The organism is Aurantiacibacter atlanticus (assembly GCF_001077815.2).
Lineage (GTDB): Bacteria > Pseudomonadota > Alphaproteobacteria > Sphingomonadales > Sphingomonadaceae > Alteraurantiacibacter > Alteraurantiacibacter atlanticus.
On record NZ_CP011310.1, the window covers coordinates 1,738,985 to 1,765,160 of the forward strand.

Sequence of the window (26,176 nt, forward strand, 5' to 3'; positions counted from 1 at the left end):
GCACTTACCGAGGGGGTCTTCCAGACAATGAACAAGAACGAATTGATCGGCGCAGTAGCGGATACGAGCGGCCTTTCGCGCAACGATGCGACTAAGGCTGTTGAAGCCGTTTTCGAGACGATCACGGGCACCTTGTCCAAGGGTAATGAAGTCCGCCTTGTGGGCTTTGGCACGTTCTCGGTCGCCAAGCGCAAGGCTTCCACAGGCCGCAATCCGCGCACCGGAGAGCCGATGACAATCAAGGCATCGACCCAGCCCAAGTTCAAGGCTGGTAAGGGTCTGAAGGACGCTGTGAACTGATTTGTCCCAGGGGGCGTTTGGCAAATATGCTGAATGGAGGAGACGGGCCGCCCATCGGGCGGCCCTCTCTTTTTGTGGGTCAGGCCCTGCTGATCATCCAGAACGTGTCGCAATCGCGTAAAGCGCGATGGCGCCAGCATTTGATACATTGAGGCTTTCCATCACTGCGCTGATTGGCAGGCGCGCCAATGCGTCGCAATGCTGTGCGACATTGTGTCGCATGCCTTCGCCTTCCGCCCCAAGCACAACTGCGATCGGCCCGGCTGGCAATGCGTCGGCAAAATCTGCTTCAGCCTCGCCAGCAAGACCCAGCCGCCAGTAGCCGGCTTCCGCCATCTCCTCCAGCGCACGGGCGAGATTGACGACCCGCACCCACGGCACGGTTTCCAATGCGCCAGATGCGGATTTGGCAACGACGCCGCTTTCGGGCGGAGCGTGTCGATCCTGAGTGACGATAGCAGCGGCATTGAATGCCGCGGCAGAGCGCAACAGCGCCCCGACATTGTGCGGATCGGTCACCTGGTCGAGCACCAGGATAGGGCGCGTGGCATCGACATCCATAACTTCTGCCAGCAATATATCTTCCAGCGGATCACACTCGAGGACCAGTCCCTGATGCGGAGCATCACGTGCAACCATCCGGGCAAGGTCTGTAACCTCGGCATATTCGAGCGGGAAGTGCTCCGGCAATTCGCCATCAAGCGAATCGATACCTTCGCGTGTCGCCCATAATTTGCGGTGGCTGCGCCCCGGGTTTTTCAATGCCGCTTCAACAGCATGGCGACCCCACAGGCGCACGTAGCCCTTGTTGCCGCGCCCTGATCCCCGACCGCCTTGCATGCGTCCGGCCCGACCGCGCAGGTTCTTCTTTTCCTTGCTCTTCGCCATAAATCCTCGATTGTCCCGTGTATTGACGGGGCTGATACTGGGGGACTCCTGCCAGCAGCCCCATTGACAGGCAAGCAGTGCTTCGCCAAAGGGGCGCCTCTCGGCTGGAAGCTCCCCTGTAAGGGGGTCTCATCCCGCGGGCATAGTCCCGCATCCGGCACCGGTGTGGACAGGTGGCCGAGTGGTTAAAGGCAGCAGACTGTAAATCTGCCCGCGCAAGCGTACGCTGGTTCGAATCCAGCCCTGTCCACCACCGCCCTTTCTCATACTGCACCAGAGAACCGCTTGTGGTTCCGTGAAATCACGGATGTCGTGCAGGCGAGGGCGCGGATGACAGCTTCGGTCGGTTCGGCTTTGTCATTGCAAAGGTAATCATCGGGTCGAAAGCGGAACCATGAAACCAAAAGATGTTGCGTTAAAACCCGCATTCCGGCCAGAATAGGTCGATGAAGCTTTGGCGCCTTACTCAAAAGCGGTTCCTGCACCTTAATGGAGCAGGTGCCGAGCTGAGTGGCGGTAGATGGACATCGCCGGGGCTACCAGTTGTGAACTTTGCTTCAGAGGCTGGTCTCGCGGTGTTGGTAGTCCTCCGATATCTGCCCCGAGACCTCGAGAGGATTGATGAGGACTATTTTTTGGGCTGGACTGACGTTGATCACGAACCGGAAGATATCGCTTTTGAGAAAGATGCGGCTGAAAAGCGCCGACTTGGGGATGCCTGGCTGAATTCACGCCGAACTCTGTTGGCTCGTGTCCAGTCAGCAGTGCTGCCTGAGGCGTCAATCATCTTGATGAACCCTCGTCATTCCGCGGCGGCTGAAATTGCTCCTCTGAAGACCAGACCATTCAGCTTCAAGAAGTGTCTGGAGCTTCCTCCATTTCCCAGTTGATACTCGTCGTCCGCGAATGCTTCGCTAACTCACATCAGCGTTCATCCATCTAGCTTTGAAAGTGCCAAAGCCGTCGGTTTTTTGCGAACCCCTTTTTGCCTCAACCTTTCAGACTTTGTGCTGCAAACCTGCTCTGATGTCACGGAAAGAACCTGCGTCTTTTGTCATGGCGACGAAACCGGCAATTTATGCTTGGCGCACCTTTGACTTATGTTAGAGAACGCCAGCGCGCGTAAGTGCGCACGAGTTGGTGAACGGGAAACCGGTGCAAATCCGGTACTGACCTCGCAACGGTAATCGAGTGATCGGCAGCAGAATGTCACTGTCTTTTGGGATGGGAAGGCGCCGCCGATCAATACTCGTCAAGTCCGGAGACCGGCCGCTCGAACCTTGTGAAATCACCGTCCGGGGAATGGCGGCTTATGGAGTTGGTGACATGGACCGACATTTGAAAGACGGCCTTCTGGCCGTATCGCTTGCGCTTGCTGGCGTTCTCTCCCACGCTTTGCCGCATCCGATGGGCGTATCGACCGTCGGCGCGATCGGCATGGTCGCGGCCGCCTATCTTCCACGCAGGTTGATGCTGGTGCCGGTGCTGGCGACGGTGTTGCTGATAGATGCAGTGAATGGATATTACTCTGCGCTCGCCATGAGTTTCGTTTACGCGGGGCATCTGCTTGCCGCGGTTGCAGTGCGGCCGGTGTTGGGCAAGATCGGAATTAGGCCTGTGGCCTTCGCGGCAATCGCAAGCGCAGTGGTATTCTACCACATTTCAAACCTTACACCGATGGCAATGGGTTTCTATCCCAACACGGTGGAGGGATGGATCGCCTGTTACATCGCCGGGCTGCCCTTCCTGCTGAAGGGCATTCTCGCCAACGCATTATATGGCGGCGCGGCGTTCGTTATCATTGCACTGACAGGAGCTTTCGATGCGGATCGTTTCGCTGCTGCCAAGCGCCACTGACATTGTCGTCGCGCTGGATGCGGGCGCCGATCTGGTTGGGGTAAGCCACAGTTGTTCGGGTGAATGGGACCATCTGCCAAAGCTGACCAGCACCTGGATCGATACGAAGGCCTCCGCCGGTGAGATTAACCGGCAGGTCAGTACTGCAACGCGACCGCTCTATCAGCTCGACATAACAATGCTGGAACGGCTCGCCCCCGACGTGGTGATCAGCCAGTCGCTATGCGATGTTTGCGCGGTGCCTGCAGGCGACGTGCGTGAGGCAGTGCAATCGCTTGCCAGCGCGCCGGTGTTGGTAGATATGGCTCCTGATTGCCTGGCTGATGTTCCGGTCTGCTTTTCGCAAGTGGGTGATGCCATCGGACGAAAGAACGCTGCCACACAATTACGCGCCAAATGGGAAACGACGTTATCTGCATGCGAGGATCGCTATGCCGGAAGCGGGCTGCGCGTGGTGTTTCTCGACTGGCTCGATCCACCCTTCATTGCCGGGCACTGGGTGCCGGACATGATCGAAACGCTTGGTATGACATGCCTGCTGGGTGAGAGCGGCAAACCCTCCTTCAAGGTCGGTTGGGATGAGGTGGCTCGGACCGAACCCGATTTGATCATTGCCGCCTGTTGCGGGATGAACGAAGCATCGGCCGAAGCGGTCACGGTGCCGCTTGATTGCCCGGTATTGTTTCTCGATGGCCATATGCATTTCAGCCGCCCAAGTCCGGCCCTGCTTCCGAGCATGGCCCTGCTGTCAGACGCCGTGGCGGGGTATATGGAACTTGCCTGAACCAAGCTATTGGAATTTGCACGAAACCGCCTGCAAACGCGGCGATTTCACCTATGAAGATCCCGACACCGGATATATCGTTTTCACCCGGCTTGGCCTGTTGCAACGCGATCGTTGCTGCGGTGCTGGCTGCCGGCACTGCCCGTTCGAGCATGACGGTGTGAAGCTGGCAGCGCGAGCCAGCAAGATCCAGCAGGCAGCGTGGCTTACCGATATGTCCGTTCAATCGGATGCCGCGATATCGCTATTGTTCTGGAGCGGCGGAAAGGACAGCTTTCTGGCATTGCGCGCTCTGCAACGGGAAGGGCATAGAAATATTGTGCTTCTTACCACTTTCGACGCGCGCAGCCGGATCATCGCGCAGCAGGAGTTCACGATCGATGTGGTGGTCGAACAGGCTACACAGCTTGGCGTGCCGCTGCTCGGCGTGCCGCTTCATACAGGCGCGGATTATGTGGATCAGATCGCCGCTGCGGTGGATTTGGTGCCAGCGTGCGAGCGTCTGTGTTTCGGCGATCTGCACCTTGCCCATATCCGGCAGTGGCGCGAAAAGGCTTTTGGCGACCATCCGCGCATGGCGAACATGGAACTGATTTTCCCATTGTGGAATGCCGATTATGATGCGCTATTGGCCGATCTTCTCGCATCTGGTGCGACCAGCATTGTCAGCGCCGTCTTCCCCGATCTGACGCAAATCGATATTGGCGATGTCTTCGACACCGATTTGCTGGCGCGGCTTCCGGACCATATCGATCCGTTCGGCGAGAATGGCGAATTTCACACACGTATCGTGCTGACGCCACCCCCGCCGAAAGCGGATTGATCGCTATCGTCAGAACCGGGCGCGGGCACCCACGTAAAAAGAGCGGCCCGGCGTTTCGAAACTGAACACGTCCTCATAATCCGCATCTGCCAGATTTTCCACGCGGCCGAACAGATCGATCCGACCGCTCACCTTCACATCTGCGTTGAGATTGACCAGCACATAATCATCGAGCTGCACCCGCACAGGAATAAAGGACGGGTCAATGAAAGCATCGTCGTCGCTTTCACCATTATAGCGAGCGACCAACGACACTCCGCCCTTGTCGGCAGGTGCGCGCCAATCTACCGCAAAGCTGGCAGTATGAGCGGGCCGGCGGATTTCGCGGCCACCGTTCTCCCGCGCACGAAGATAGGTGTAGGTTGCATTCAGGGTCCAGGCATCGCCGAACCGGGTCTGCGCAAATGCCTCAACGCCGCTTTGTGTTGATATCGTGTCGCGATTGGCAGGGGTTGCGACGGTTGAGTACAGGGTAAAGATCTCCTGTTCCAAATCGCTCTCGAAATAGGTCAGGCCAAATGTAGCGGCACCTTGCGCCAGCTCCTGCTCGACCCCCACTTCCCAGCCTTCGGACCGTTCTGGCTCCAGATCGGGATTGCCGATGAAGCGCCCATCGAAAAGGCCAAACAATTCGTAAAAGCCCGGGTTCTTGACACCCGAACCCGCAGCTGCGCGCAGTCTGGTGCCCGTATCGAAGCGATAGCTACCATGGAGACGATAGGTGGTGGTGTCAGCGAAGCGATCATTGTCATCCCGGCGGATCGAAGCTCCGAAGCTGGCATTGTCGCCGATCAGCGCATCATATTGCGCGACGAAGCCGACGTTGTTGATTTGCCTCTGGCCGGAAAAGAGAAAGCCGGAAGGGTCGGTGTTGCGGAACCGCTCGCGCTCCACATCCACTGCGCCGGTCAGGCGGTGCTGCACGCCCGCACCATCAAACCGCATCGTGGTTTCATACGACCCTTTCAATCGCTGCCCCTCGCTGCCGTAACTGCGGACCTCTGCGCTAAATCCATCACGGGTGGTGTCGACGATCTGCCCGGTCAACCTATGCGTCCAGTCGCCATCCAGTAAATCCAGCTCCCCCCTTAGCAGGCCATAAATTGCCTCATTCTCGACCTCATTGTCTGGCGTATCGATCTGGAAACCGAAGGTGGGGCTGGCAAAATCATTATCGCTATTGTTGAATTCCGCTTCTGTGCGGCCATAGCGTACGACACCAGTCAGGCGAAACGTTTCGCTCGGGCGCCAATTGGCTTTCAGCGAAAGCGCCCCTGTATCGTTCGCCAGATCGCGCGTTCCGACGCGGGCGCCCGGCGTTCCATCGGTACTGTTCAGCGTCGCGGACAGCGCGTAATCGATTGTTCCCTCCACTCCGGCGAGCCGCACCGCAGTGTTGACCGTGGCGAACGACCCGCCATCGATCCGTGCGCTGATGCCCGGCGCCTCGCGTCCGGTGGGGGTGATGTAATGGATAACCCCGCCGATCGCATCCGAGCCGTAGATTGCGCTTTGCTGGCCGCGCAGCACTTCCACCCGGGCAGCATTGTCAGCAATCAATCCGCCGAAATCGAATTCTCCCACGAACGGATCGGATACTTCGATACCGTCGATCAGCACCAGCGTATGATTGGCCTCTGCGCCCCTAATGCGGATTTGAGTCTGGCCCGGAACCCGGCCGACTGCAATGCCGGGGACATCGCGCAGCACATCCGAAATGTAGCGCACCTGCCTGCGTTTCAAAGCGGTCTCGTCCAGCACCGTGATTGAACCGCCAATACGGTCTGCAGGCAAGGGCTCGGCGGAACGGGTGCCAGTGACTATGATGGTTTCATCACCATTCGCCTTTTTATCGGACGAAGTATCGGATGCGGTTTGAGCGGAAAGTGCGCTTGGCACAGCGGCGGTGGCAAGCAGGAGCGTGCGTATAGCAATTTTCATCGGTAATATATCCCAGGCGTCGAGCGACTTGGCCGGGGCGTCCGTGCGAACGGTCGGCATGGTCGGCGAACGGACGCACAGGCGCCCGCCAAACCAATGCCGATGCGGCCCCAGCCGCAGCTTCGTCGCTCAGACGAATAGGTTCGCGCCCGGCCAATCCCATGAGCCAGGCAAGAGCGACTCGCATCGGTCGGTCTCCTGGCTTGCGGGTCAATGCTTGAAGCAAACCTTCCCAGGCATTCTGATGAGACAGAATGGCCCAGTGGCTGCGCATCCTTTCGGATTACGTACTTACCTCTCGCTCGCCGCTTACAGTTGCAGGGACAGCCGCAGATTTGAGCATATCACGCTCTCACTGTGTTCCCGATACCGGTGCGAATATCGACATTCCGAAGAGTGTCGACGCGGCGGCCTCTAAAACGGCAGCTGGTGCGATTCAAGTGTAATTCTTGGGAGGATTTGCGATCAAACGGTGGCAATTCCCCGCGTCGATATTGACGCGCATTTGTCGGGAGTTTGGTGGCACAATGGTCTTCACCACCCGCTCCGCAGGTTTCCTGGACTTCGAGCCAGGCCAATTAATCTCGCTACGGCAAGCTGGCCGTTACTGAACGCGCGGATCGAAGTCCGGATTCAAAACACCATCAGGGCTGGAGCTTTGATCCATTGTGGTCTCGAACTGCTGTTCTGCAGCAGGAACGGTATCGGCTTGAGGCTCTTCCGGCCACGGAGCTTGTCCGTAAGCCGGCCCGCTTTCCTGAATAGGCACGACTTCAACTGGATCAGGGGAATAGCTTGCCACAGGTGCCGTGTTTGATCGAAGATTGGCGACACTCTTCGCTTTCTCACGAAACTCTTCTGTATCGGCCGTTTCAACGGAAGCCAGCTGTGCAAGCGTGCCATCTTCTTCTGTTGTCATTCCAACGAATATCATGACTCCAAAACAGAAAATAGCAGCGTTGCTTTTGGTAATCTTCATGTCAGATCGCCTCCAACTTATCGCAGGTGGCGGGGGCCACGCCATTCGATTCGTTTACACCGGATAGGTCGCGAGAACCGCGCACGGTGAAGGCCGCTTCACTCCGGATCTCGAGCTCATCATTTACGAATTGGCTGGCGAACTGAGAGCTAACGATGGGTTTGTATGTATAGAAGATCTCGACATACATGACTGCGCCATTTTCTGGCGCGGTCAATTCCTCGCCTGCAATACCCATTCCATCAAATGAATCGCCGCTTTCTCCGGCGCCGCTTGGGCCATATGCAGACGTTTTGTTGAGCTTCCCCATGCAGCGCTGCCAGTGTATCCATTGGCCGCCATCATCATTTTGTTCCAGGCTGCTGATAATCACGCGGCCTTTTTCGAAAAGCTCGGCCCTCGAACCGGCGAGAATTTTTGCGCCGATCAGCAAATCATAGATGTCGGTTTCAAAGATTCTCTCTGCCGCCAGCGCGTTTCTGTCACCAATGCGCGAGGCGTTATCTGCTACTTGCATAGCAGTTTGACTGATACGCATATGCGTAGCCGCCAGATTTGCCAGTTCCATTCCGCCAAGACCCAGCGTCAGGATGAGCGGAGCCACGAAAGCAAATTCGACCATCGCAACACCGGTGGTGTCATCGGCCAGCGGACGAACAAGACCGCGCACTGAGCGTTTAAGGCGATTGAGTTTGCTCATGCGCAATTTCCTTCTACGGGGTTGCGTTCTCCCTGATCGGCGAATGGCTGGTTCCGCAGCACGGTAGCGCCGGAGAGGGTAACGCTTTTGGGAATTCCCATCATACCTGAAAGGGGAAACATGCGATCGTAAGTCGCCGAGGCAACGTAGAGAACCGCGTCATCAGCGCCGCCCTGACCGTCTCTGCCACGATCCAGATCGAAACTACCATTTCCGTTCAGGTCTTCGAACGGCTCACCATCATTGCATTCCCCATCACCATTCGTGTCATCGAAACGTTCGGGTTGGGAAACATCCCGGAAATCTTCGTAATTGGTACGGGTAAATTCGATTGTCGCTGAAGGGATAACGTAATGGACCCGCGAGGAGACACTATTGTCCAATTGCGCCGGTGTGGGGCCGCCGGGCTCTAATGTCGAATCCCGGCCCGCAGCCTGCATCGCGCCATTCACCACTGATTGGGCATAAAGCTGAAAGCCGAAATCGAATATTCCAACAACCATCAGCAGAAAGACCGGCGCGATCAGTGCGAATTCAACAATCGCGGCTCCATCTTCATTGTGCCCGAACAGTTTTGTCCTGCGGGATGTCTTCGCGTTCATTCGACCAGCCTCAGCTCAGCGATCGATGTTGCGATGGCCTTGAATGCATCTGAAAGCGATTGCGCATCCTCCGCTTCGAAAGCGCGCCCGGTTCCTGTGGCACAGCCTCGCGTGTGGTCATTCAGCGGTAGTTCGAACGAAACTGTCCAGATGGTTATGTTGTTGTTGCGAATTTGCCGACAAATCGCATCCAGTCGGGAGTTATGGATGACTGCCAGCTGACTTTCGCTCCAGCTGCCATCTGGTGCGAAACCGGCCATCCGGCCATCCATGTCATAATTGCCATAGGCGGTTGTCCAGACAGGGCCGGGCTGCATTTGCCCGTCGGTCATGAAGATAATGTGGCGTGCAATCGGTTCGCCATTGGGCGCGGCGGCGTTAGCGCTTGCAAATATCCCCTTGGGCGAGATGAAGCGTGCTGCCCAGATCATGCCGATGTCATGCATGGTGCCGCCCAGAGGTGACAGGGAATTAACATGCGCTTCAAACTGCGCATTGCGCGAGCCGCCCTCTTTCGGAAACTCTGTCAATCTGACAGCCGGACTCGGGCAACTGGCGCCGCGCACGTTCTTGTCTGTCGTCGATTCCAAGACATCGGGGCCGCCGCGATCATAGGTGATCTGTGGCCACATCGGGCGCCATTGCGTTGCCGGATCGGCAAGCGTGGGCACGAGATTTATGTCGAGATCATATGCGCCATCCGGAATCGTATCAAATGTCGATTGCGCAACTGTTTGGCGTTCCTCGATGCAGCCATTCCAGGAACTCGACACATTCGCGCCTTTCGTTCCGGTAGGGGTTTGCACGGTCTGCCCCAGCTTGAAGGCAGAGGTGTCAAAAGTAATGGGACGGTAGATGTAATAGTCGAAGACCTCGGTGAAGGTCTCCTCGTGCACGTCACCTTCTCCTGCGATGCTGTATTTATAAATATCAGCCTGACATGCAGCCTTTTGATTGTTCCGCCAATGGGTCCAGTAGTCGGGGAGCCATGTTGCGTTTGAGATGACCCAAGTCTCATCGCCAACTTGATAAGTGCCGTCATAATTTCGACATTTGTCGCGATGAGCGTTGTTGTTCTTGTTCCAGTGATATTGTGGCTCGTCTGCAAAGGCGAGCTGAACAGGGTTTCTAGGAAGAAGCTCTGTGGACCAGGATTCTTCAATTCTGTCGCCAACTTCAACGGCATCATTATTGCTTTCCTGGCTGAATTTCGCCTCGCGCGATTGATAGGTGAAACTATCTGCCAGAAAATCGGGGTTCCCGCTTTGAAGTTCCGCACCCACGTTCACAGCGGCAGAATAGGGCATGAAGCCGATGCGAATCCGGGCATCTTCCGGCTTTACCCCCATCACCTCGTCATAGAAGTCGAGAACGGCCGCCTTCAGGTCTGATATGCGCTGTCCGGCCATGGATCCCGACATGTCGAGGACCAGCATCACATCAACATTTGGCAAGTTCAGTTCGGCACTGCATGTGACGCTGATCTCGTGATTGTCGATCCCGAAGACCGACATCAAGGTCATGGGCACTTCGACATTTGCGGTGCCATTCATCCGCGTGGCGTTTGGTGCGGAAAGTGTGAAGTTTTCGTTTTCCGCGCCATACATGTCTGTACGAAAGTTATTGCCGAAGAAATTGTCGGCGGTATTTCTGATGTTGGCCGGTATGCTGTCGCCTATGACATTGCCGCCAAGTTCGCGGCGTGCCGCCAGCGTTGCTGAATCGCAAGCCTGCTGCAATCGCGATTCCACGAGATAGATCCGGCTGATGTCGAGCCCGCCCCCGATAACCCCGATAAGTGGAATCATGGCGGCAGCGGTCAACATCAAAGCATTGCCTGAGGTATCTCTGCAAAGGCGGTTCAGAAATGTCATACCGGTCTCACTCAAATCATTGATCTGGATTCCGCAGAAAAAGGGCAGCGGTTACTTATGCCGAGACATAACCCGCTGATCCTTTTCAATTATTTCCGAAATCTAGTTAAATTTAAGTAAAGATTTGGTGGCTTAGGATCTTTCACATGTAGTAATTTCGTCCTGCCGACCTTGGGGCGGCTAAGGCGAAAAACCGGCAGAAGAAAGAAACGCACAATAGAAAAAATTCTTGCGTTTAGTCTTTTTGTCGATTGACGAATATTTGCTGGCGCACTGACTATTTGCACGGATTGTTATGTATTCTGGCGGCCCTCTATCAGGCTATCGACAAGTGACGGGTCTGCCAGTGTCGAGGTGTCGCCCAGCGATCCATAATCATTTTCCGCGATCTTGCGCAGAATGCGACGCATGATCTTGCCGCTGCGGGTCTTTGGCAGGCCTTCAGTGAAATGCAGCATGTCGGGCGTGGCGATGGGGCCAATTTCCTTGCGTACCCATTGTCGCAATTCTGCCTGAAGTTCGTCCGATTGTTCCTCACCAGCGTTGAGCGTGACATAGCAGTAAATGCCCTGGCCCTTGATATCGTGCGGGAAGCCCACAACCGCCGCTTCGGAAACCTTCGGGTGCAAGACCAGCGCGCTTTCCACCTCTGCCGTTCCCATGCGGTGACCCGAAACATTGATGACATCGTCCACCCTGCCAGTGATCCAGTAATACCCGTCTTCATCCCGTCGGCAGCCGTCTCCGGTGAAATACTTGCCGGGATAGGTGCTGAAATAGGCTTCGTGAAAGCGATCATGATCGCCGTAAACAGTGCGTGCCTGGCCGGGCCAGCTATCGGTAATGCACAGATTGCCTTCCGCGGCCCCGCTCAGTTCATTCCCGTCATTGTCCACCAGCTGCGGCCTGATGCCGAAGAACGGCTTGCCCGCGCTGCCCGGCTTCATATCATGGGCATAGGGGAGGGTGGTGATCATGTGGCCACCGGTTTCAGTCTGCCACCACGTATCAACGATAGGGCTGGCGCCCTTGCCGACCACGTTATGATACCAGCGCCATGCCTCTGGGTTGATCGGTTCACCCACCGTGCCCAGCAGACGCAAGGAGGAAAGATCGCGGCTGGTCACATATTCATCGCCTTCGCGCATCAATGCACGGATCGCGGTGGGCGCAGTGTAGAAGATGTTGACCTGGTGTTTGTCTATCACATCCCAGAAACGGCCGTGATCGGGGTAATTCGGCACGCCTTCGAATACCAGGCTGGTTCCGGCATTGATCAGCGGGCCATAGGTTACATAGGTGTGCCCAGTGACCCAGCCGATATCCGCGCTGCACCAGAAAACTTCGCCGGGCTGGTAATCGAACGTATAGTGGAACGTGGTGGCCGCCCACAGGCCATATCCGCCAGTAGTATGCACCACGCCCTTGGGCTTTCCGGTAGAACCCGAGGTGTAGAGGATGAACAGCGGGTCTTCTGCATTCACCACTTCGCATGGGCAATCATCATCGCTGGCAAGATCGGTGAACCAGTGATCGCGGCCTTCGGTCATGGTAATGTCAGCGCCGGTGTGTTTGAACACCAGCACGCCGGTTACCGGCGCATCGAGTTGATCCAGGGCAGCATCGATATTTGCTTTCAACGGTACTCTTTTGGAGCCGCGCAGCCCTTCATCGGCGGTTATGATGAATTTGCTGTCGCACGCCTCAATTCGGCCTGCCAGCGATTCGGGCGAAAACCCTCCGAAAACAACCGAGTGTATGGCACCGATGCGCGCACAGGCGAGCATGGCGAAAACACCTTCCAGCACCATCGGCATGTAGAGGGTAACACGATCACCCTTTCCAGCGCCCATTGCCTTCAGGGCATTGGCCACACGCACGACCTCACCATACAATTCGCTATAGGTTAGCGAGCGACCGGGAGCATCCGGACTATCCGGCTCAAAAATCAGCGCGGTGGTATCGCCATGCGTTCCCAGGTGCCGATCAACGGCATTGTGGCAAAGATTGAGAGTGCCGTCGGAAAACCATTTGATATCCGGCGGGGCAAAGGACCATTCCGCGCCCTTGGTTGGTTGGTCGAACCAGTCCAGCCGTTTGGCCTGTTCCAGCCAGAACCCGTCCGGATCATCCAACGATTGTTGATACAGCGCATCATATTGATCTGGTGTGCAATGTGTGGTGGGCGTTGCTGCTGGACGTTGAACAATCTGTGCCATGACATCTCTCTCCTTTGACCAGATATGGCCAGTCTGGCCGATCGGGCATTACGTCAGCGACGTAGTGCCAAGCACGGGCTTTCCGCAACCCCATTGGCGATGCAACCATGCTCTCATGGAACCATAAGATACTCGAGACTGAATATTTACCGGCTGGCATGGCGCTGAATAATGCGGCGCAGGCTTCATGAAAGCGCGCCGCCAGTCGAGCGTCTCCGAATCGCAATCGCGTATGATTTAACCGGCTTGCTGTTTTGCCCTGGCGCGGGCGTGGTGCAGCACAGGCTCAGTATAACCAGATGGCTGGCACGCCCCGGTAATTATCAGCTCGCGCGCGGCAGCAAGCGCGATGGAACCTTTAGGGCAAGCCATGATCGGTCGATATGAAGGGTCGCCCGCATTCTGCGCATCGACCTTCGCCGCCATTTCATGCAGGGCGGCGTCTATCGCAAACCGGTCCACCACGCCATGCACCAGCCAATTGGTGATATGCTGGCTGGAAATCCGCAAGGTGGCACGATCTTCCATCAAGCTGATGTCATGGATATCGGGCACCTTGGAACATCCGATGCCCTGATCAATCCAGCGCACCATATAGCCAAGGATGCCTTGCGCATTATTGTGCAGTTCTTCGGTAATTTCGTCGGCCGACCATCTGGTGTTTTCAGCCAAGGGCACAGTCAGCAGCTTGCCCAGGGGGACGAGAGTTTCGGTCGATCTCTCACGCTGGCGTTCAGCGACGTTGCACAGGTGGTAATGGATTGCGTGGAGCACAGCTGCCGTGGGTGAGGGGACCCACGCCGTGCTGGCACCGCTAGCAGGATGCCCCGCTTTTTCAGCCAGCATCGCATGCATCCTGTCAGGCGCGGCCCACATGCCCTTGCCGATCTGTGCCTTGCCGGCAAAACCACAGGCCAGGCCGATCTGGACATTGCGATCTTCATAGGCAGCAATCCACTCGGCGTGCTTGATATCGCCTTTGCGCATCATCGGACCAGCCAGCATGGACGTGTGGATTTCGTCGCCCGTGCGATCAAGGAAGCCAGTGTTGATAAAGAACACCCGGTCCTTCACCGCATGGATGCATGCAGCAAGATTTGCGCTGGTGCGGCGTTCCTCATCCATCACGCCAATTTTCACCGTGTTACGCGCTAGGCCAAGCAAATCCTCAACTGCATCGAACAGATCATTGGAAAAGGCACATTCTTCTGGCCCGTGCATCTTGGGCTTCACCACATAGATGCTGCCCCTCAGCGAATTGCGTAAGGGGCCGATACGCTTCAGATCGTGCATCGCAATGGCCATTGTCACGACAGCATCAAGAATGCCTTCATGACATTCCTCACCGTCGGGCAATAGAACTGCAGGCGTTGTCATCAGATGCCCGACATTGCGCACCAGCAACAGGCTCCGGGCGCGTAAATTGCGTATCACTCCCGACTCATCGATATAGCTGCGATCCTGATTGGCGGTTCGGGTGACGGTTTCTCCGCCCTTGGAAAAGCGCGCTTCCAGATCGCCGCGTATGGCGCCAAGCCAGTTGCGATAGGCGACAATCTTGTCCGCTGCATCAATTGCGGCGACTGAATCTTCAAGATCGACAATAGTGGAAATTGCAGCTTCCAGTCGGATATCCGCAATGCCAGCCGGATCGGTCTTGCCGATGGGGTGGCTGCTATCGATCACAATCTCGATATGCAGGCCATTATTGCCAAGGATCACATTGTCGCCAATCGTGCCGAGCAATTGATCGGGATTTGCAAGCTGCAGCTGGCCACCGGTCCATTCCGCCCAAGAACCTTCCGCCAGCGGGACCGCATCATCGAGGAACGCCTTCGCCCGCGTTATAACCTGCGCGCCGCGGCGGGTGTCATACCCAGTTGAAGACACGATTTCTCCGTCGAGTGCATCAGTGCCGTATAATGCGTCATAAAGGCTGCCCCAGCGCGCATTGATGGCATTAAGCAGGAACCGCGCATTGAGCACCGGAACCACCAATTGTGGCCCCGAAATTTCTGCGATTTCGGCATCGACCTTCTGCGTGCCTATGATGAAGGGCGCAGGCTCATCCACGAGATAACCAATTTCACGTAGAAAACTTTCTGGCGCGCCACAGCCACTTTCCGGATTGCGGCGATGCCAATTATCGATCGCTTCCTGCAATTCCTCACGTTGCTGAAGCAATTCTCGATTGCGCGGGGTGAAGCGCGAAGCGAGTACCGCAAGGCCCTTCCAGAAGGCCGCAGCGCTGATGCCAGCATCGGGGAGGACTTCCTCCTCGACAAACGAGACCAGTTCACCAGATACCCGAAGGTAGGCGCGAAGCTGGTAATCATCGCTAACTCCGTCACCACTTAGCGTGATATTGGCGGAGTCGTTCGTTTGCATCAGCGTTGCCTTGTTCATCGGGCGAAACGCCCGAGACGATGGTGCAGATTAACAAGCTTGCGGCTCTGCTCATTATCTTCTCCAGCCTTGATGGCTGTCGCCAGAGCGGAGCGGATGAGACCAAAATCCTCGGTCGAGAACACGGGTCTTGCAAGTCCTGGTTCGGTCATTGGTATTCTCCTTTCAAAGTATTTGAAGTGCGGCTGAAACCGTTTTCAGGCCGCGAACTGGTTCATCGTGTTGTTGGCGCCGCCCGCCTTGAGAGCAGCTTCGCCAGCAAAAGCCTCCTTGTGATCGTCACCGATGTCGGAACCCGACATGTTCTGGTGCTTCACACAGGCGATGCCCTGGCGGATTTCTTCGCGCTGAACCTGCTTCACGTAACCGAGCATCCCTTCTTCGCCGAAGTACCGCTTGGCGAGATTGTCCGTGCTCAGCGCAGCCGTGTGATAGGTCGGCAGCGTAATCAGGTGGTGAAAGATACCCGCCCGCTTGGCCGCATCGGCCTGGAAGGTGCGGATGCGTTCATCTGCTTCCTTGGCCAGTGCACTGTGATCATAGTGCTGGCTCATCAGGCGTTCCCGATCGTACTCAGTCAGGCTTTCACCCTTTTGCGCCCAAGCATCATACACTTGCTGGCGGAAGTTCAGCGTCCAGTTGAAGCTGGGTGAGTTGTTATAGACCAGCTTGGCATGCGGCACGACGGCGCGGATGCGATCAACCATTCCGGCGATCTGTTCGACATGCGGTTTTTCTGTTTCAATCCACAACAGATCGGCACCGTTTTGCAGCGCGGTGATGCAATCGAGCACGCAACGATCTTCTCCGGTTCCGGCGCGGAACTGAAAGAGGTTCGAGGGCAGGCGCCTGGGCTTCAAGAGCCTGCCCTCCCGGCTGATAAGTACCTCTCCCGTACCCAGTTCAGCCGTATCAATCTCCTCGCAATCAAGGAAAGCGTTATATTGGTCGCCAAGATCGCCTGGTACCTTGCTGTAGGCAATTTGCTTGGTCAGTCCTGCGCCCAGCGAATCTGTCCGTGCGACGATAATGCCGTCGGAAATGCCCAGTTCGAGAAAAGCGTAGCGGATCGCCCGGATCTTCTGGAGGAAGTCCTCATGCGGCACCGTCACCTTGCCGTCTTGATGACCGCACTGCTTTTCATCCGAAACCTGATTTTCGATCTGGATTGCGCAGGCGCCGGCCTCGATCAACTTCTTGGCGAGCAGATATGTCGCTTCGGCATTGCCAAAGCCTGCATCGATATCGGCAATGATCGGAACGACATGGGTCTGGAAGCCGTCGATAGCCTGCTGCGCACGGGCGGCAGCACTATCGTCACCAGCTTCTCGCGCTGCATCAAGCTCGCGGAACAGGCCGCCAAGCTCGCGAGCGTCAGCCTGACGAAGGAATGTGTATAATTCCTCGATCAAGGCAGGAACGCTCGTCTTTTCATGCATGGATTGGTCAGGAAGGGGGCCGAAATCGCTGCGCAAGGCGGCGATCATCCAGCCTGACAGGTAGAGATATTTGCCTTTGGTGGAGCCGAAGTGCTTCTTGATCGAGATCATTTTCTGCTGCCCGATGAACCCGTGCCAGCAACCCAATGATTGGGTGTAGGTGGCTGGATCCTTGTCATAGGCTTCCATGTCTTCGCGCATGATCTTTGCGGTGTATCGCGCAATCTCAATTCCGTTCTGAAAACGGTTCTGCGTGCGCAGACGTGCGGCGAATTCGGGTTCCACACCCTGCCACGTCAAGCCTTCACGATGTTTGATGGCGGTCTGGCGGTGAATCTCTGCAAAATAGGTCATGGGCGCTCCGTCGGAAGGTCTTGCTGATGACAAGGTATTGCCATGCACAATCCTTCGCTGTCGCCCGATACGGTGTCATGTTGTCAATGTTTACAGACTATGCTTGTAAGGTTGTAAAGCATTGACCGCCGCCCTCTTCAGGATGGAAAATTCATGGCCGGAAAGACTCTTTACCTTGGTCCCCGCCTCAAGAAATTGCGCCGTGATCTTGGCCTCACGCAGGCCATCATGGCGGCTGATCTGGAGATTTCCGCGAGCTATATCGCCTTGATGGAGCGCAATCAGCGGCCTGTTACCGCCGAAATGCTCATCAAGCTTGCAACCACCTACCGCGTTGATGTGGGCGAACTGGCGGACGTGAATGCCGATCAGACGGTGGCACGCCTGCAAGGCGTTTTGCGCGATCCGGTTTTTTCCGACATCGCCATAGAGCCGCTCGACATTGAAGACATTGCTACCAGCTATCCCGGCGTAGCAGAGGCGCTTTTGCGTTTACATACCGCCTTTGGTGAAGAGCAGCTTGCCCTTGCAGAAAGACGCGAGGGTGACGGGGCGCATGGTGATCCGGGGCCAACGGGCAGCGCAGGAGGCGACGCCATCGGCGAGGCGCGCGCGTTTCTTGCAGCGAGGCGCAATTGCTTCTCCGAGCTGGACGATAGCGCAGCCGCATTGGCCGGATCGCTGAATTCGTTTGAGACGATGCGTGTTTATCTCGCCGAGAATCACGAGCTGGACCTGCGGTTGAGCGATGATGGATTGCTGCGCAGCGCCCTGCGCTGGCATGATTACCACCGCAGACGGGTATATGTGGCAGAGCGGCTGGATGATGGCGGCAGGCGTTTTCAAGCGGCTTTGCAGATTGCAATTCTCGAACAGGGGAAGGTCATTGCCGATATCTCGTCAGAAGGGCGTGTTGCCGGCGAGGATGGCAAGCGCTTGGTTCAGCGCGCCTTGCAATCATATTGGGCGGCCGCTTTGCTCATGCCCTATCGCGCCTTCGCCCGCGCCGCTGCAGATCTGCGGTATGACATAGAAGCGCTATGTTCGCGCTTCTCGGTCAGTTTTCAGCAGGCGGCGCATCGACTCACGACGCTCCAGCGTCCGGGCGAGGAAGGCGTACCCTTCTTTTTCCTGCGTGTGGACCGCGCAGGCAATGTGTCCAAGCGTCTGGATGGTGCCGGCTTTCCCTTCGCACGTCATGGCGGCGCATGCCCCTTGTGGAACGTCCACCGCGCTTTTGAACGACCGGACGAAGTCAATGCCCAGATGATCGAGTTGCCCGATGGCGAACGCTATGTATCCATCGCTCGCACTGTTCGCGGGGGCGGGGGCGCGTTCGGGGCGCCAAGCGTTATGCGGTCCGTGGCCATTGCCTGCGCCGCCGTGCACCGGGACAAGTTGATCTACGGCACGGTCCTGGCGGATGCCAAACCCACGCCAATCGGGGTTGCCTGCCGTATGTGCCACCGCCCGCGCTGTATTGCCCGATCCGCCCCGCCGATAGGCCGAGAAATCGTGCCTGCACGCTTTCGTGAAAGCGGGATGCCTTTCGATTTTTCAATGGACTGAAGCTTCGCTGGCTCCGCTTCATCACATATTCAAATCTCGCCGAAAGGCAAAGCAACGACTTGTGGCCATCGCTGCCAGCGACTAGATGGACAACATGGCCGGAGAATTGAGAGACAATCGCGGACGCGGTGATGCTGAGTGGAGCTTCCCCGCGATCCATCCCGAAGGACGCAAGTTCGGCATTGGTGCAGTTGGCATTTCGCTGCTGTTCCTGCTCATCGGATGGGGCTTTATCGGCTGGCCTTTGCTGGTGCTTTCAGCAGGTGTGTTTGCCTTTTTCCGTGATCCAGAACGGGTCGTCCCGCAGGGTGACCGCATAGTGGTTGCCCCTGCTGACGGATTGGTTTCGTTGATTGCACAAGTTCCGCCTCCGCCTGAATTGCAGGGCAGTGATGGAGATGGCGCTCCCGGACTTGGGGCAGAGCCTGTGACCCGCATATCCATATTCATGTCGGTCTTCGATGTGCACATTAACCGTGCACCGATCGCGGGGACGGTAAAGCGTATCGTCTATATTCCCGGCGCATTCATGAACGCCGATCTGGACAAGGCGAGTGAAGAGAATGAGCGGCAACATATCCTGATCGAACGCGGCGATGGCACGCGCATCGGATTTACGCAGATTGCCGGACTAGTGGCGCGCCGCATCGTGCCCTTCATAAAGCCTGGCGATACTGTTGCTGCCGGACAGCGCGTTGGCTTGATCCGCTTCGGCAGTCGTGTTGATGTCTATCTTCCGGCTGGTACAGATTCCAGTGTCCTGCTTGGCCAGAGTGTCATTGCGGGCGAGACGATCCTTGCTGAGACGGGCAAGCACGGCTTGCTGGAGGGCGTCAGCCAATGAGTTCTGGCCCCGCCGGTAGCGGTTCACAAGGGCACGGAGGGGCTGACCGGGACGACGAGTTCGATTTCGATGATGATGACATCGTAATGCCGGGTCCTGCATGGCTTGGGCCGAAGGCCAGCGAGCATGAACAGGTTACCCGTTCCAGAGGGGGCAGGGGCCTTTCTCTTCGCGCAGTATTGCCCAATGCTATCACTGCCGCGGCTCTGTGTTCGGGTCTTACGGGTATCCGTTTTGCTATCGAGGGCGATTGGGAAAAATGTCTTTACGCCATCCTTATTGCGGGGGTGCTGGACGGAATTGACGGGCGTATTGCCCGATTGCTGAAAGCCCAGTCTCGATTTGGTGCAGAGCTGGATAGCCTGGCCGATTCGCTCAGCTTCGGAATGGCGCCCGCCCTGGTGCTGTTCTTGTGGTCGCTGCGTGATCTGCCGACACTTGGCTGGCTCGCAGCACTCGGATTCGCAATTTGCTGCGCCTTGCGTCTGGCGCGCTTCAATGCGCAAATCGATGTTGATGAACAACCGCATAAATCCGCTGGTTTCCTGACAGGCATTCCTGCGCCAGTCGGGGCGGGGCTGGCCTTTCTTCCAATTTATATCTGGCTTGCCACTGATGAAAGGTGGACGCCGGAACCCTGGGCCATAGCTTTGTGGACTGTCGCGATTGCGCTGTTGATGATCTCTAACATTGCCACGCTGAGCTGGAAATCCATCCGTCCATCAGCCGATCTGCGTCTGGCCGCAATTGCCGGCACCGGCCTTGTGTTTGCAGCGCTGCTGAGTGAACCGTGGTGGACGCTGGCGGCAATCTGCGTCGTCTATCTCGCTCTCATGCCGCTTAGCGTTATGCGATATCGCAAGGTTCGACAGGCGCGTATTGCAAAGAACGCGACGCCAAAGGAAGCTACGCCTGCGCAAAAGCGACTTGCGGTTGACGATATCGAACGTTCTTCATCCGAACAGATTGACGATAACCCTGATCAAGCGCGGTAAGTTCTGCGCGAATCGAACGAAACTGGCGCAAGGCCTGCCGTACGGACGTGCTGCACGACATAATTGAAAGCGCCGCTACCAGTCCGAAGAAGAGCGAAATCGCGATGGTTACTGCCATTGTTCCTGATCCTTGCGGCTTGGCCCGATAGGCCCTTTTAAAACAATCTTGCGATGCAAAACCCTTCCGAAGTGATTCTGCATCAACCGGCCTTGCGAGGATGGGTTCCCCCGTTTTCGCCCTAATGAGGCTTATGTTCCATTTATGTTCCACAAGGTCAAGCAGTTTGTTCTGTATTCGTTCCTGAATGCCGGATGAGGACTGAGGATCAATTCTCTGCTGGATTTCGTGATGCGCCTCGGCTAAGGGCGCCCGCGTCGGCAGCTTTCGCGGGATTTTCCCGTGAAGACATAATCGGCAAATTCACATGGAAGGCACTCATACCGGTGCCGCCTGCGACACTTTTGAAATGGTCGCGGCTGGTTCCCCGCCTTCCAGAGGTATAACCGGAAAGGAATTCTATATGGCGGCTCCTACCGTCACGATGCAGCAATTGATCGAGGCCGGCGCTCACTTCGGCCACCAGACCCACCGCTGGAACCCGCGGATGAAGCCGTATATCTTCGGCAACCGCAACGGCGTCCACATCATCGACCTGTCGCAGACCGTGCCTTTGTTCGCACGCGCTCTGGATTTCGTGCAGCAGACTGTTCGCGCAGGCGGAAAGGTGCTGTTTGTCGGCACCAAGCGTCAGGCGCAGGAGCCGATTGCACAGGCAGCTCGCGCCAGTGGCCAGCACTTCGTCAACCATCGCTGGCTGGGCGGTATGCTGACCAACTGGAAGACGATTTCGGGTTCGATCCGCGAACTTAAATCCTTGGAAGAGCAGCTTTCGGGCGACACCAGCGGCCTCACCAAGAAGGAAGTCCTTCAGCTCACACGCAAGCGCGACAAGCTGGAACTTTCGCTCGGCGGTATCCGCGATATGGGCGGTGTGCCCGATGTCATGTTCGTGATTGACGCGAACAAGGAAGATCTGGCGATCAAGGAAGCCAATGTTCTTGGCATCCCCGTGATTGCCGTGCTCGACACCAATGTCGATCCAGAAGGCATCGCGTTCCCGATCCCCGGCAATGACGACGCCAGCCGTGCTGTGCGCCTGTATTGCGATGCGATTGCAGAAGCAGCGACCAAGGGCCACGACAAGGGCGTCGTCGATTCCGGCGCCGATGTCGGCGCCATGGATTCCCCTCCTGCAGAAGCTCCCGCAAAGGAAGCGGCTCCGGCAGAAGAAAACAAGGCTGACGCCTGATCTACTGGCGATGCGCCGCCAGATGGCGCGTATCACTTTAACCAATCACGGCGCCGGTCCACCTGTAAAGGGACCGGCGCCATATGATTTTTCAAGAGGACAAGAACCATGGCAGCTTTTTCCGCTTCCGATGTGAAAGCCCTGCGTGAGAAGACCGGCGCGGGCATGATGGATGCCAAGAAGGCGCTTGAAGAGGCAAATGGCGATATCGAAGCTGCGGTGGACGCTCTTCGCGCCAAGGGCCTTGCTTCGGCTCAGAAGAAATCCAGCCGCACTGCTGCAGAAGGCCTGGTCGGCGTTTCGGTAGCGGGCACCAAGGGTGTCGCGGTGGAAGTCAATTCCGAAACCGATTTCGTCGCCAAGAATGACAAGTTTCAGGACTTCGTGCGCAACACCACGGAAGTTGCTCTTGGACTGGATAGCGACGATGTCGAGGCTCTTAAGTCTGCATCTTATCCCGATGGCGGTAGTGTAGGTGAAAAGCTGACAGATAATGTCGCGACTATCGGTGAAAATCAGCAGGTCCGCCGTATCAAGAGTGTCAGCGTCTCCAATGGCGTGGTCGTTCCTTATATGCACAATGCGCAGGCTCCTCTTCTCGGCAAGATCGGTGTGCTCGTGGCGCTGGAAAGTGAAGCGGGTGCAGATGTGCTCGAACCGCTGGGCAAGCAGCTTGCAATGCACATTGCAGCCGCCTTCCCGCAGGCTCTTGATGCTGACAGCCTTGATGCCGACGTGATTGATCGTGAACGCAAGATCGCCGCAGAAAAGGCTGCCGAAAGCGGCAAGCCTGCCGAAGTCCAGGAAAAGATGGTAGAAGGCGCGGTGAAGAAATACGCCAAGGAAAATGCGCTTCTCAGCCAGGTTTTCGTGATGGACAACAAGACGCCCATCGCGGACGTCATTGCCAAGGCCGGCAAGGACGCCGGAACCGCCATCGTGCTGAAGGACTATGTCCGGTTCCAGCTTGGTGAAGGTATCGAGAAAGAAGAAAGCGATTTCGCAGCAGAGGTTGCAGCTGCTGTTGGCGGCTAAATTTCCAATCGCTGGAAATAGCAAAACGAGCGGCCGGGGTGACACTGTCACCTCGGCCGTTTTTCTATCTAGCTGATTTTAATAGGATTATGGGTCGCAAACAAGGTGACACTTTGCCGGGCCCAAAAAATGCGGACCCGGATAGGTGAGGGGTCGGGGCCAACAATGAAAAAGAGCCGCCGGAACATTGCGGTGAGCGCGGTGCTGTAGGAAAGAAACTTATGAGAAGGGGGCTTCGCCTGTGAGAGCCCCAAAGGCGGGCTGAGGCCTGATTCAAACGGCCAGGCGAACCATTAGAAGCCTGTCGCAAGCGCTTACTTTCACGGAGTTGCGACCGTTTGTTGAGCGCGCGAAAGCAATTGCTTTCCAATTGATCCGTCAGATCGATCGGCAGCAAGTGCAAACATCCTGCTTTCCTACTTTCGACAAAAGCACCGGGGAACACTTGGCACCACGCCCGTGCCGCTCTAAAGCCGCGCAAACTTGTGACTTCTGCCTTGGCCGAGAGGGACCACCGACACATGCTGCTGCCCAACCCCAAGCGTATCCTGCTTAAACTTTCGGGTGAAGTGCTGATGGGTGAGCAGGATTATGGCATCGACCCGGCCTATGTGCTGCGGTTGGCCGAGGAAGTGAAGGCAGCGCGCGATACGGGTCTGCAAATCTGCCTGGTAATTGGTGGCGGCAATATATTCCGCGGAATGGCAGGTGCGGCGCAGGGCATGGATCGGGCGCAAGCCGATTACATGGGCATGCTTGCCACGGTCATGAACGCGCTTGCGATGCAAAGCGCGCTGGAGCAGCTGGGCGTCGATACCCGTGTGCAAAGCGCCATCCAGATGGATCAGGTGTGCGAGCCAGTCATTCGCCGCCGGGCAGAACGCCACCTGGAAAAGGACCGCATCGTTATTTTTGCCGCGGGTGTGGGCGCACCCTATTTCACCACCGATTCCGGCGCCGCCTTGCGCGCAGCCGAAATGCGCTGTGATGCATTGCTGAAAGGCACCAGTGTCGATGGTGTCTATGATTCCGATCCGAAGCGTAATCCCGAGGCGACCCGTTTCGATACCGTCACCTATGACAAGGTGCTGGCCAGCAATCTGCAAGTGATGGACGCTTCCGCCGTCGCCTTGTGCCGTGACAACAATATCCCCATCGTGGTGTTTTCCATCCGCGAACGGGGTAATGTAGCGCGCGTATTGGCGGGCGAGGGCGTGCAAACTATAGTACAAAAGGACTGAAGCGATGCCGAAGTATGACAAGGCCGATGTAGAACGCCGCATGGCCGGAGCGGTGGAAAGCCTGCGTGGCGATCTGGGAGGCCTGCGTACCGGGCGCGCCAATACCGCGCTGCTCGATCCGGTGGTTGTGGAAGTCTATGGTTCAATGATGCCGCTCAACCAGGTGGCGACCGTTTCTGCACCTGAATCGCGCATGTTGAGCGTGCAGGTGTGGGATAAAGCCAATATCAGCGCGGTAGAGAAGGGCATCTCCAAGGCTAACCTTGGCCTTAACCCGATGACCGATGGCCAGACTTTGCGACTGCCAATGCCTGATCTCAATGAAGAGCGGCGCAAGGAATTGGCCAAGCTGGCTGGCACCTATGCCGAAAAGGCGAAGATCGCGATCCGCAACGTGCGCCGCGACGCGAATGAGGCACTGAAGGAAGACGAGAAAAAGAAGGAAATATCCGAAGACGAGCGCAAGCGGCTTGAGGAAGAAGTGCAGAAGATGACCGACAAGCATGTCGAAGAAACCGACGCCGTCACCGCCGCCAAGGAAAAGGAAATCCTTACGCAATAAGCGTTTGGACCAGATCCCGTGTCAGACAACAACTATCCCCGCCATGTCGCCATCATCATGGATGGCAATGGTCGCTGGGCGAAGAAGCGTGGGCTTCCGCGTGCACTTGGCCATCGGCAGGGCGGGGAAGCGGTGCGCCGGGTCGTCAAAGCAGCTGAAAACCTGGGGCTGGAATGTCTGACGCTTTATGCCTTCAGCAGCGAGAACTGGAAGCGCGAAGAGGAAGAAATTTCGGACCTCATGGGTCTGATGCGCAGGTTTATTGAGGCCAATCTCAAGGACATGATAGAACGCCGCGTCCGGCTTAGGATTATCGGTGATTACAAGGCTTTCGCACCCGATATTGTAGAAAAGCTTGAAGATGCAATGGAGCAGACAAAGCATGGCCAACGAACGCTTGCCGTGGCGCTCAATTATGGTGCGCAGCAGGAAATTGCCCATGCGGCCCGGCTTGCTGCAGAAGAGGGTTCAATCGATCCTGAAACGATTTCAAGGCATCTTTACACCACCGATCTGCCGCCGCTCGATCTGCTGATCCGGACCAGTGGAGAAGTGCGGCTGTCCAACTTCCTGCTATGGCAATCGGCCTATGCCGAAATGCTTTTCCTGGATGTGCTCTGGCCTGATTTTGGTGAAGATGATTTGCGCCAGGCATGCGAAATCTTCGTGACGAGGGAGCGGCGCTATGGAGGGCGGTGAAAACCTGTCGCCAGAGCGCAGGCGCGACCGGATGAAGGCTTTTGCGAAAAAGGCGGTAAGCGTTCCACTGTCGGTCCGCACCGGGGATCTTCGCAAGCGTGCTGCAAGCGGAATTGTCATGCTGGCCATTGCAGGTGGGGCTTTGTGGGCGGGCGGTATCGTCCGCGATGCATTCTTCGTCATCATAGGGCTGGCCTGCCTGTTTGAATTGGCGCGACTTGTCATGCGGGCAACAACGCGGCTTTATGTCCGCTTGCTCGGCATTGTAGGGGGCGCGGCCTATATCGGATATGCGGTCTATCTATTGATGATGATCGACGTGGTGCCCCTGCTGGTCCTGCTGTTTGGTGTGGTCATATGCGTCGATACCTTTGCCTATTTTTTCGGGCGGACGCTCGGTGGGCCAAAGATTGCGCCTCGTATCAGCCCGTCCAAGACCTGGGCAGGGCTGCTTGGCGGTGCAGTTGGAGCGACGCTCGCGATTGTTCTTTATGGCCAATGGGGCCTGCCCGAAGAAGTGAATGGTCCAGTCGCTGCCTATTCCGCAGTGGTGGCCGGAATTGCTATCGCAATAATTGCACAATCTGGCGATTTTTTTGAAAGCTGGCTCAAGCGCAAGGCGGGGATGAAGGATTCTTCCAACCTCATTCCCGGTCATGGAGGTATCTTTGACCGTATTGACGGACTGATCCCTGTCGTCATTCTGGTAGGCACTATGCTCATTGTGAAATACCCGCACTGGCTGGTTGTATGAA

Annotated in this window: 24 protein-coding genes, 1 tRNA gene and 2 riboswitches; of the genes, 15 read left to right on the top strand and 10 right to left on the bottom strand. The window is 56.7% G+C overall.

Annotated elements, in window-relative coordinates; translation table 11 throughout:
• The first annotated feature begins 27 nt into the window (after positions 1–27).
• Positions 28–300 (top strand): HU family DNA-binding protein, encoded by a 273-nt coding sequence (locus CP97_RS08480; protein ID WP_048885573.1) that lies wholly within the window; start codon positions 28–30, stop codon positions 298–300.
• Between the two features lie 93 nt (positions 301–393).
• On the opposite strand, the gene rlmB is transcribed toward CP97_RS08480, so the two are convergent.
• Positions 394–1,188 (bottom strand): 23S rRNA (guanosine(2251)-2'-O)-methyltransferase RlmB, encoded by a 795-nt coding sequence (rlmB, locus tag CP97_RS08485; protein WP_048885574.1) that lies wholly within the window; start codon positions 1,186–1,188, stop codon positions 394–396.
• A gap of 167 nt (positions 1,189–1,355) precedes the next feature.
• On the opposite strand from rlmB, the gene CP97_RS08490 reads away from it, so the two are divergent.
• From CP97_RS08490 to CP97_RS08510, 5 genes are all read left to right on the top strand, one after another.
• Positions 1,356–1,441, top strand: a tRNA-Tyr gene (locus tag CP97_RS08490).
• 193 nt (positions 1,442–1,634) lie between these two features.
• The gene (locus CP97_RS08495) at positions 1,635–2,078 is read left to right on the top strand and encodes an RES family NAD+ phosphorylase (protein WP_048885575.1); all 444 of its coding nucleotides are present in this window, start codon (positions 1,635–1,637) and stop codon (positions 2,076–2,078) included.
• Positions 2,079–2,281: 203 nt separating this feature from the next.
• Positions 2,282–2,475, top strand: a riboswitch (cobalamin riboswitch).
• A gap of 39 nt (positions 2,476–2,514) precedes the next feature.
• Positions 2,515–3,045, top strand: coding sequence for a DUF6580 family putative transport protein (locus CP97_RS08500; RefSeq protein WP_063612399.1), 531 nt, complete (start codon positions 2,515–2,517; stop codon positions 3,043–3,045).
• Positions 3,011–3,829 (top strand): ABC transporter substrate-binding protein, encoded by an 819-nt coding sequence (locus CP97_RS08505; protein WP_048885577.1) that lies wholly within the window; start codon positions 3,011–3,013, stop codon positions 3,827–3,829. The genes CP97_RS08500 and CP97_RS08505 overlap by 35 nt, the downstream gene beginning before the upstream one ends.
• A complete protein-coding gene (locus CP97_RS08510) occupies positions 3,822–4,652 on the top strand; it encodes a Dph6-related ATP pyrophosphatase (protein ID WP_063612400.1) in 831 nt (276 codons plus the stop codon). Before CP97_RS08505 ends, CP97_RS08510 begins: the two co-directional genes overlap by 8 nt.
• A gap of 9 nt (positions 4,653–4,661) precedes the next feature.
• On the opposite strand, the gene CP97_RS08515 is transcribed toward CP97_RS08510, so the two are convergent.
• The 9 genes from CP97_RS08515 to CP97_RS08550 all read right to left on the bottom strand — a co-directional run bounded on the left by CP97_RS08515 (position 4,662) and on the right by CP97_RS08550 (position 17,166).
• Complete coding sequence (locus tag CP97_RS08515; protein WP_048886868.1) at positions 4,662–6,593, bottom strand: TonB-dependent receptor plug domain-containing protein; 1,932 nt, start codon at positions 6,591–6,593, stop codon at positions 4,662–4,664.
• Between the two features lie 171 nt (positions 6,594–6,764).
• Positions 6,765–6,982: riboswitch (cobalamin riboswitch) on the bottom strand.
• A gap of 215 nt (positions 6,983–7,197) precedes the next feature.
• Positions 7,198–7,572: a hypothetical protein gene (locus tag CP97_RS08520; protein WP_048885579.1), complete on the bottom strand. Its 375-nt coding sequence runs from the start codon at positions 7,570–7,572 to the stop codon at positions 7,198–7,200.
• A 1-nt stretch (position 7,573) separates the two neighbouring features.
• Positions 7,574–8,272: a TadE/TadG family type IV pilus assembly protein gene (locus CP97_RS08525; protein WP_048885580.1), complete on the bottom strand. Its 699-nt coding sequence runs from the start codon at positions 8,270–8,272 to the stop codon at positions 7,574–7,576.
• Positions 8,269–8,874: a TadE/TadG family type IV pilus assembly protein gene (locus tag CP97_RS08530; RefSeq protein ID WP_048885581.1), complete on the bottom strand. Its 606-nt coding sequence runs from the start codon at positions 8,872–8,874 to the stop codon at positions 8,269–8,271. Before CP97_RS08530 ends, CP97_RS08525 begins: the two co-directional genes overlap by 4 nt.
• Positions 8,871–10,700 (bottom strand): pilus assembly protein TadG-related protein, encoded by a 1,830-nt coding sequence (locus CP97_RS08535; protein ID WP_048885582.1) that lies wholly within the window; start codon positions 10,698–10,700, stop codon positions 8,871–8,873. The genes CP97_RS08530 and CP97_RS08535 overlap by 4 nt, the downstream gene beginning before the upstream one ends.
• Before the next feature lie 341 nt (positions 10,701–11,041).
• Positions 11,042–12,967, bottom strand: coding sequence for an acetate--CoA ligase (acs, locus tag CP97_RS08540; protein WP_048885583.1), 1,926 nt, complete (start codon positions 12,965–12,967; stop codon positions 11,042–11,044).
• Positions 12,968–13,204: 237 nt separating this feature from the next.
• Positions 13,205–15,355: a malate synthase G gene (locus tag CP97_RS08545; RefSeq protein WP_048886869.1), complete on the bottom strand. Its 2,151-nt coding sequence runs from the start codon at positions 15,353–15,355 to the stop codon at positions 13,205–13,207.
• Positions 15,356–15,369: 14 nt separating this feature from the next.
• Positions 15,370–15,525, bottom strand: coding sequence for a hypothetical protein (locus tag CP97_RS16365; protein WP_169807762.1), 156 nt, complete (start codon positions 15,523–15,525; stop codon positions 15,370–15,372).
• 45 nt (positions 15,526–15,570) lie between these two features.
• Positions 15,571–17,166, bottom strand: coding sequence for an isocitrate lyase (locus CP97_RS08550; protein WP_048885584.1), 1,596 nt, complete (start codon positions 17,164–17,166; stop codon positions 15,571–15,573).
• Between the two features lie 153 nt (positions 17,167–17,319).
• On the opposite strand from CP97_RS08550, the gene CP97_RS08555 reads away from it, so the two are divergent.
• From CP97_RS08555 to CP97_RS08595, 9 genes are all read left to right on the top strand, one after another.
• The gene (locus tag CP97_RS08555; RefSeq protein ID WP_048885585.1) at positions 17,320–18,735 is read left to right on the top strand and encodes a helix-turn-helix domain-containing protein; all 1,416 of its coding nucleotides are present in this window, start codon (positions 17,320–17,322) and stop codon (positions 18,733–18,735) included.
• Positions 18,736–18,829: 94 nt separating this feature from the next.
• Positions 18,830–19,579, top strand: coding sequence for a phosphatidylserine decarboxylase (locus CP97_RS08560; protein ID WP_048886870.1), 750 nt, complete (start codon positions 18,830–18,832; stop codon positions 19,577–19,579).
• Between the two features lie 86 nt (positions 19,580–19,665).
• Entirely contained in the window at positions 19,666–20,574 is a 909-nt protein-coding gene (locus CP97_RS08565; protein ID WP_082863895.1) for a CDP-alcohol phosphatidyltransferase family protein, read from the top strand.
• A 521-nt stretch (positions 20,575–21,095) separates the two neighbouring features.
• Positions 21,096–21,884, top strand: a complete 789-nt coding sequence (gene rpsB, locus CP97_RS08570) for a 30S ribosomal protein S2 (protein WP_048886872.1) — start codon at positions 21,096–21,098, stop codon at positions 21,882–21,884.
• A 108-nt stretch (positions 21,885–21,992) separates the two neighbouring features.
• Positions 21,993–22,919: a translation elongation factor Ts gene (gene tsf / locus CP97_RS08575; RefSeq protein ID WP_048885586.1), complete on the top strand. Its 927-nt coding sequence runs from the start codon at positions 21,993–21,995 to the stop codon at positions 22,917–22,919.
• 521 nt (positions 22,920–23,440) lie between these two features.
• Complete coding sequence (gene pyrH / locus CP97_RS08580; protein ID WP_048885587.1) at positions 23,441–24,160, top strand: UMP kinase; 720 nt, start codon at positions 23,441–23,443, stop codon at positions 24,158–24,160.
• Positions 24,161–24,164: 4 nt separating this feature from the next.
• Positions 24,165–24,722 carry a ribosome recycling factor gene (gene frr, locus CP97_RS08585; protein WP_048885588.1) on the top strand — a complete coding sequence of 186 codons (558 nt, stop codon included), beginning with the start codon at positions 24,165–24,167 and terminating at the stop codon, positions 24,720–24,722.
• Positions 24,723–24,779: 57 nt separating this feature from the next.
• On the top strand, positions 24,780–25,421 hold the full coding sequence (uppS, locus tag CP97_RS08590; RefSeq protein WP_048886873.1) for a polyprenyl diphosphate synthase: 642 nt from the start codon (positions 24,780–24,782) through the stop codon (positions 25,419–25,421).
• The gene (locus CP97_RS08595) at positions 25,408–26,175 is read left to right on the top strand and encodes a phosphatidate cytidylyltransferase (RefSeq protein WP_227819560.1); all 768 of its coding nucleotides are present in this window, start codon (positions 25,408–25,410) and stop codon (positions 26,173–26,175) included. Before uppS ends, CP97_RS08595 begins: the two co-directional genes overlap by 14 nt.
• Position 26,176: the final 1 nt, after the last annotated feature.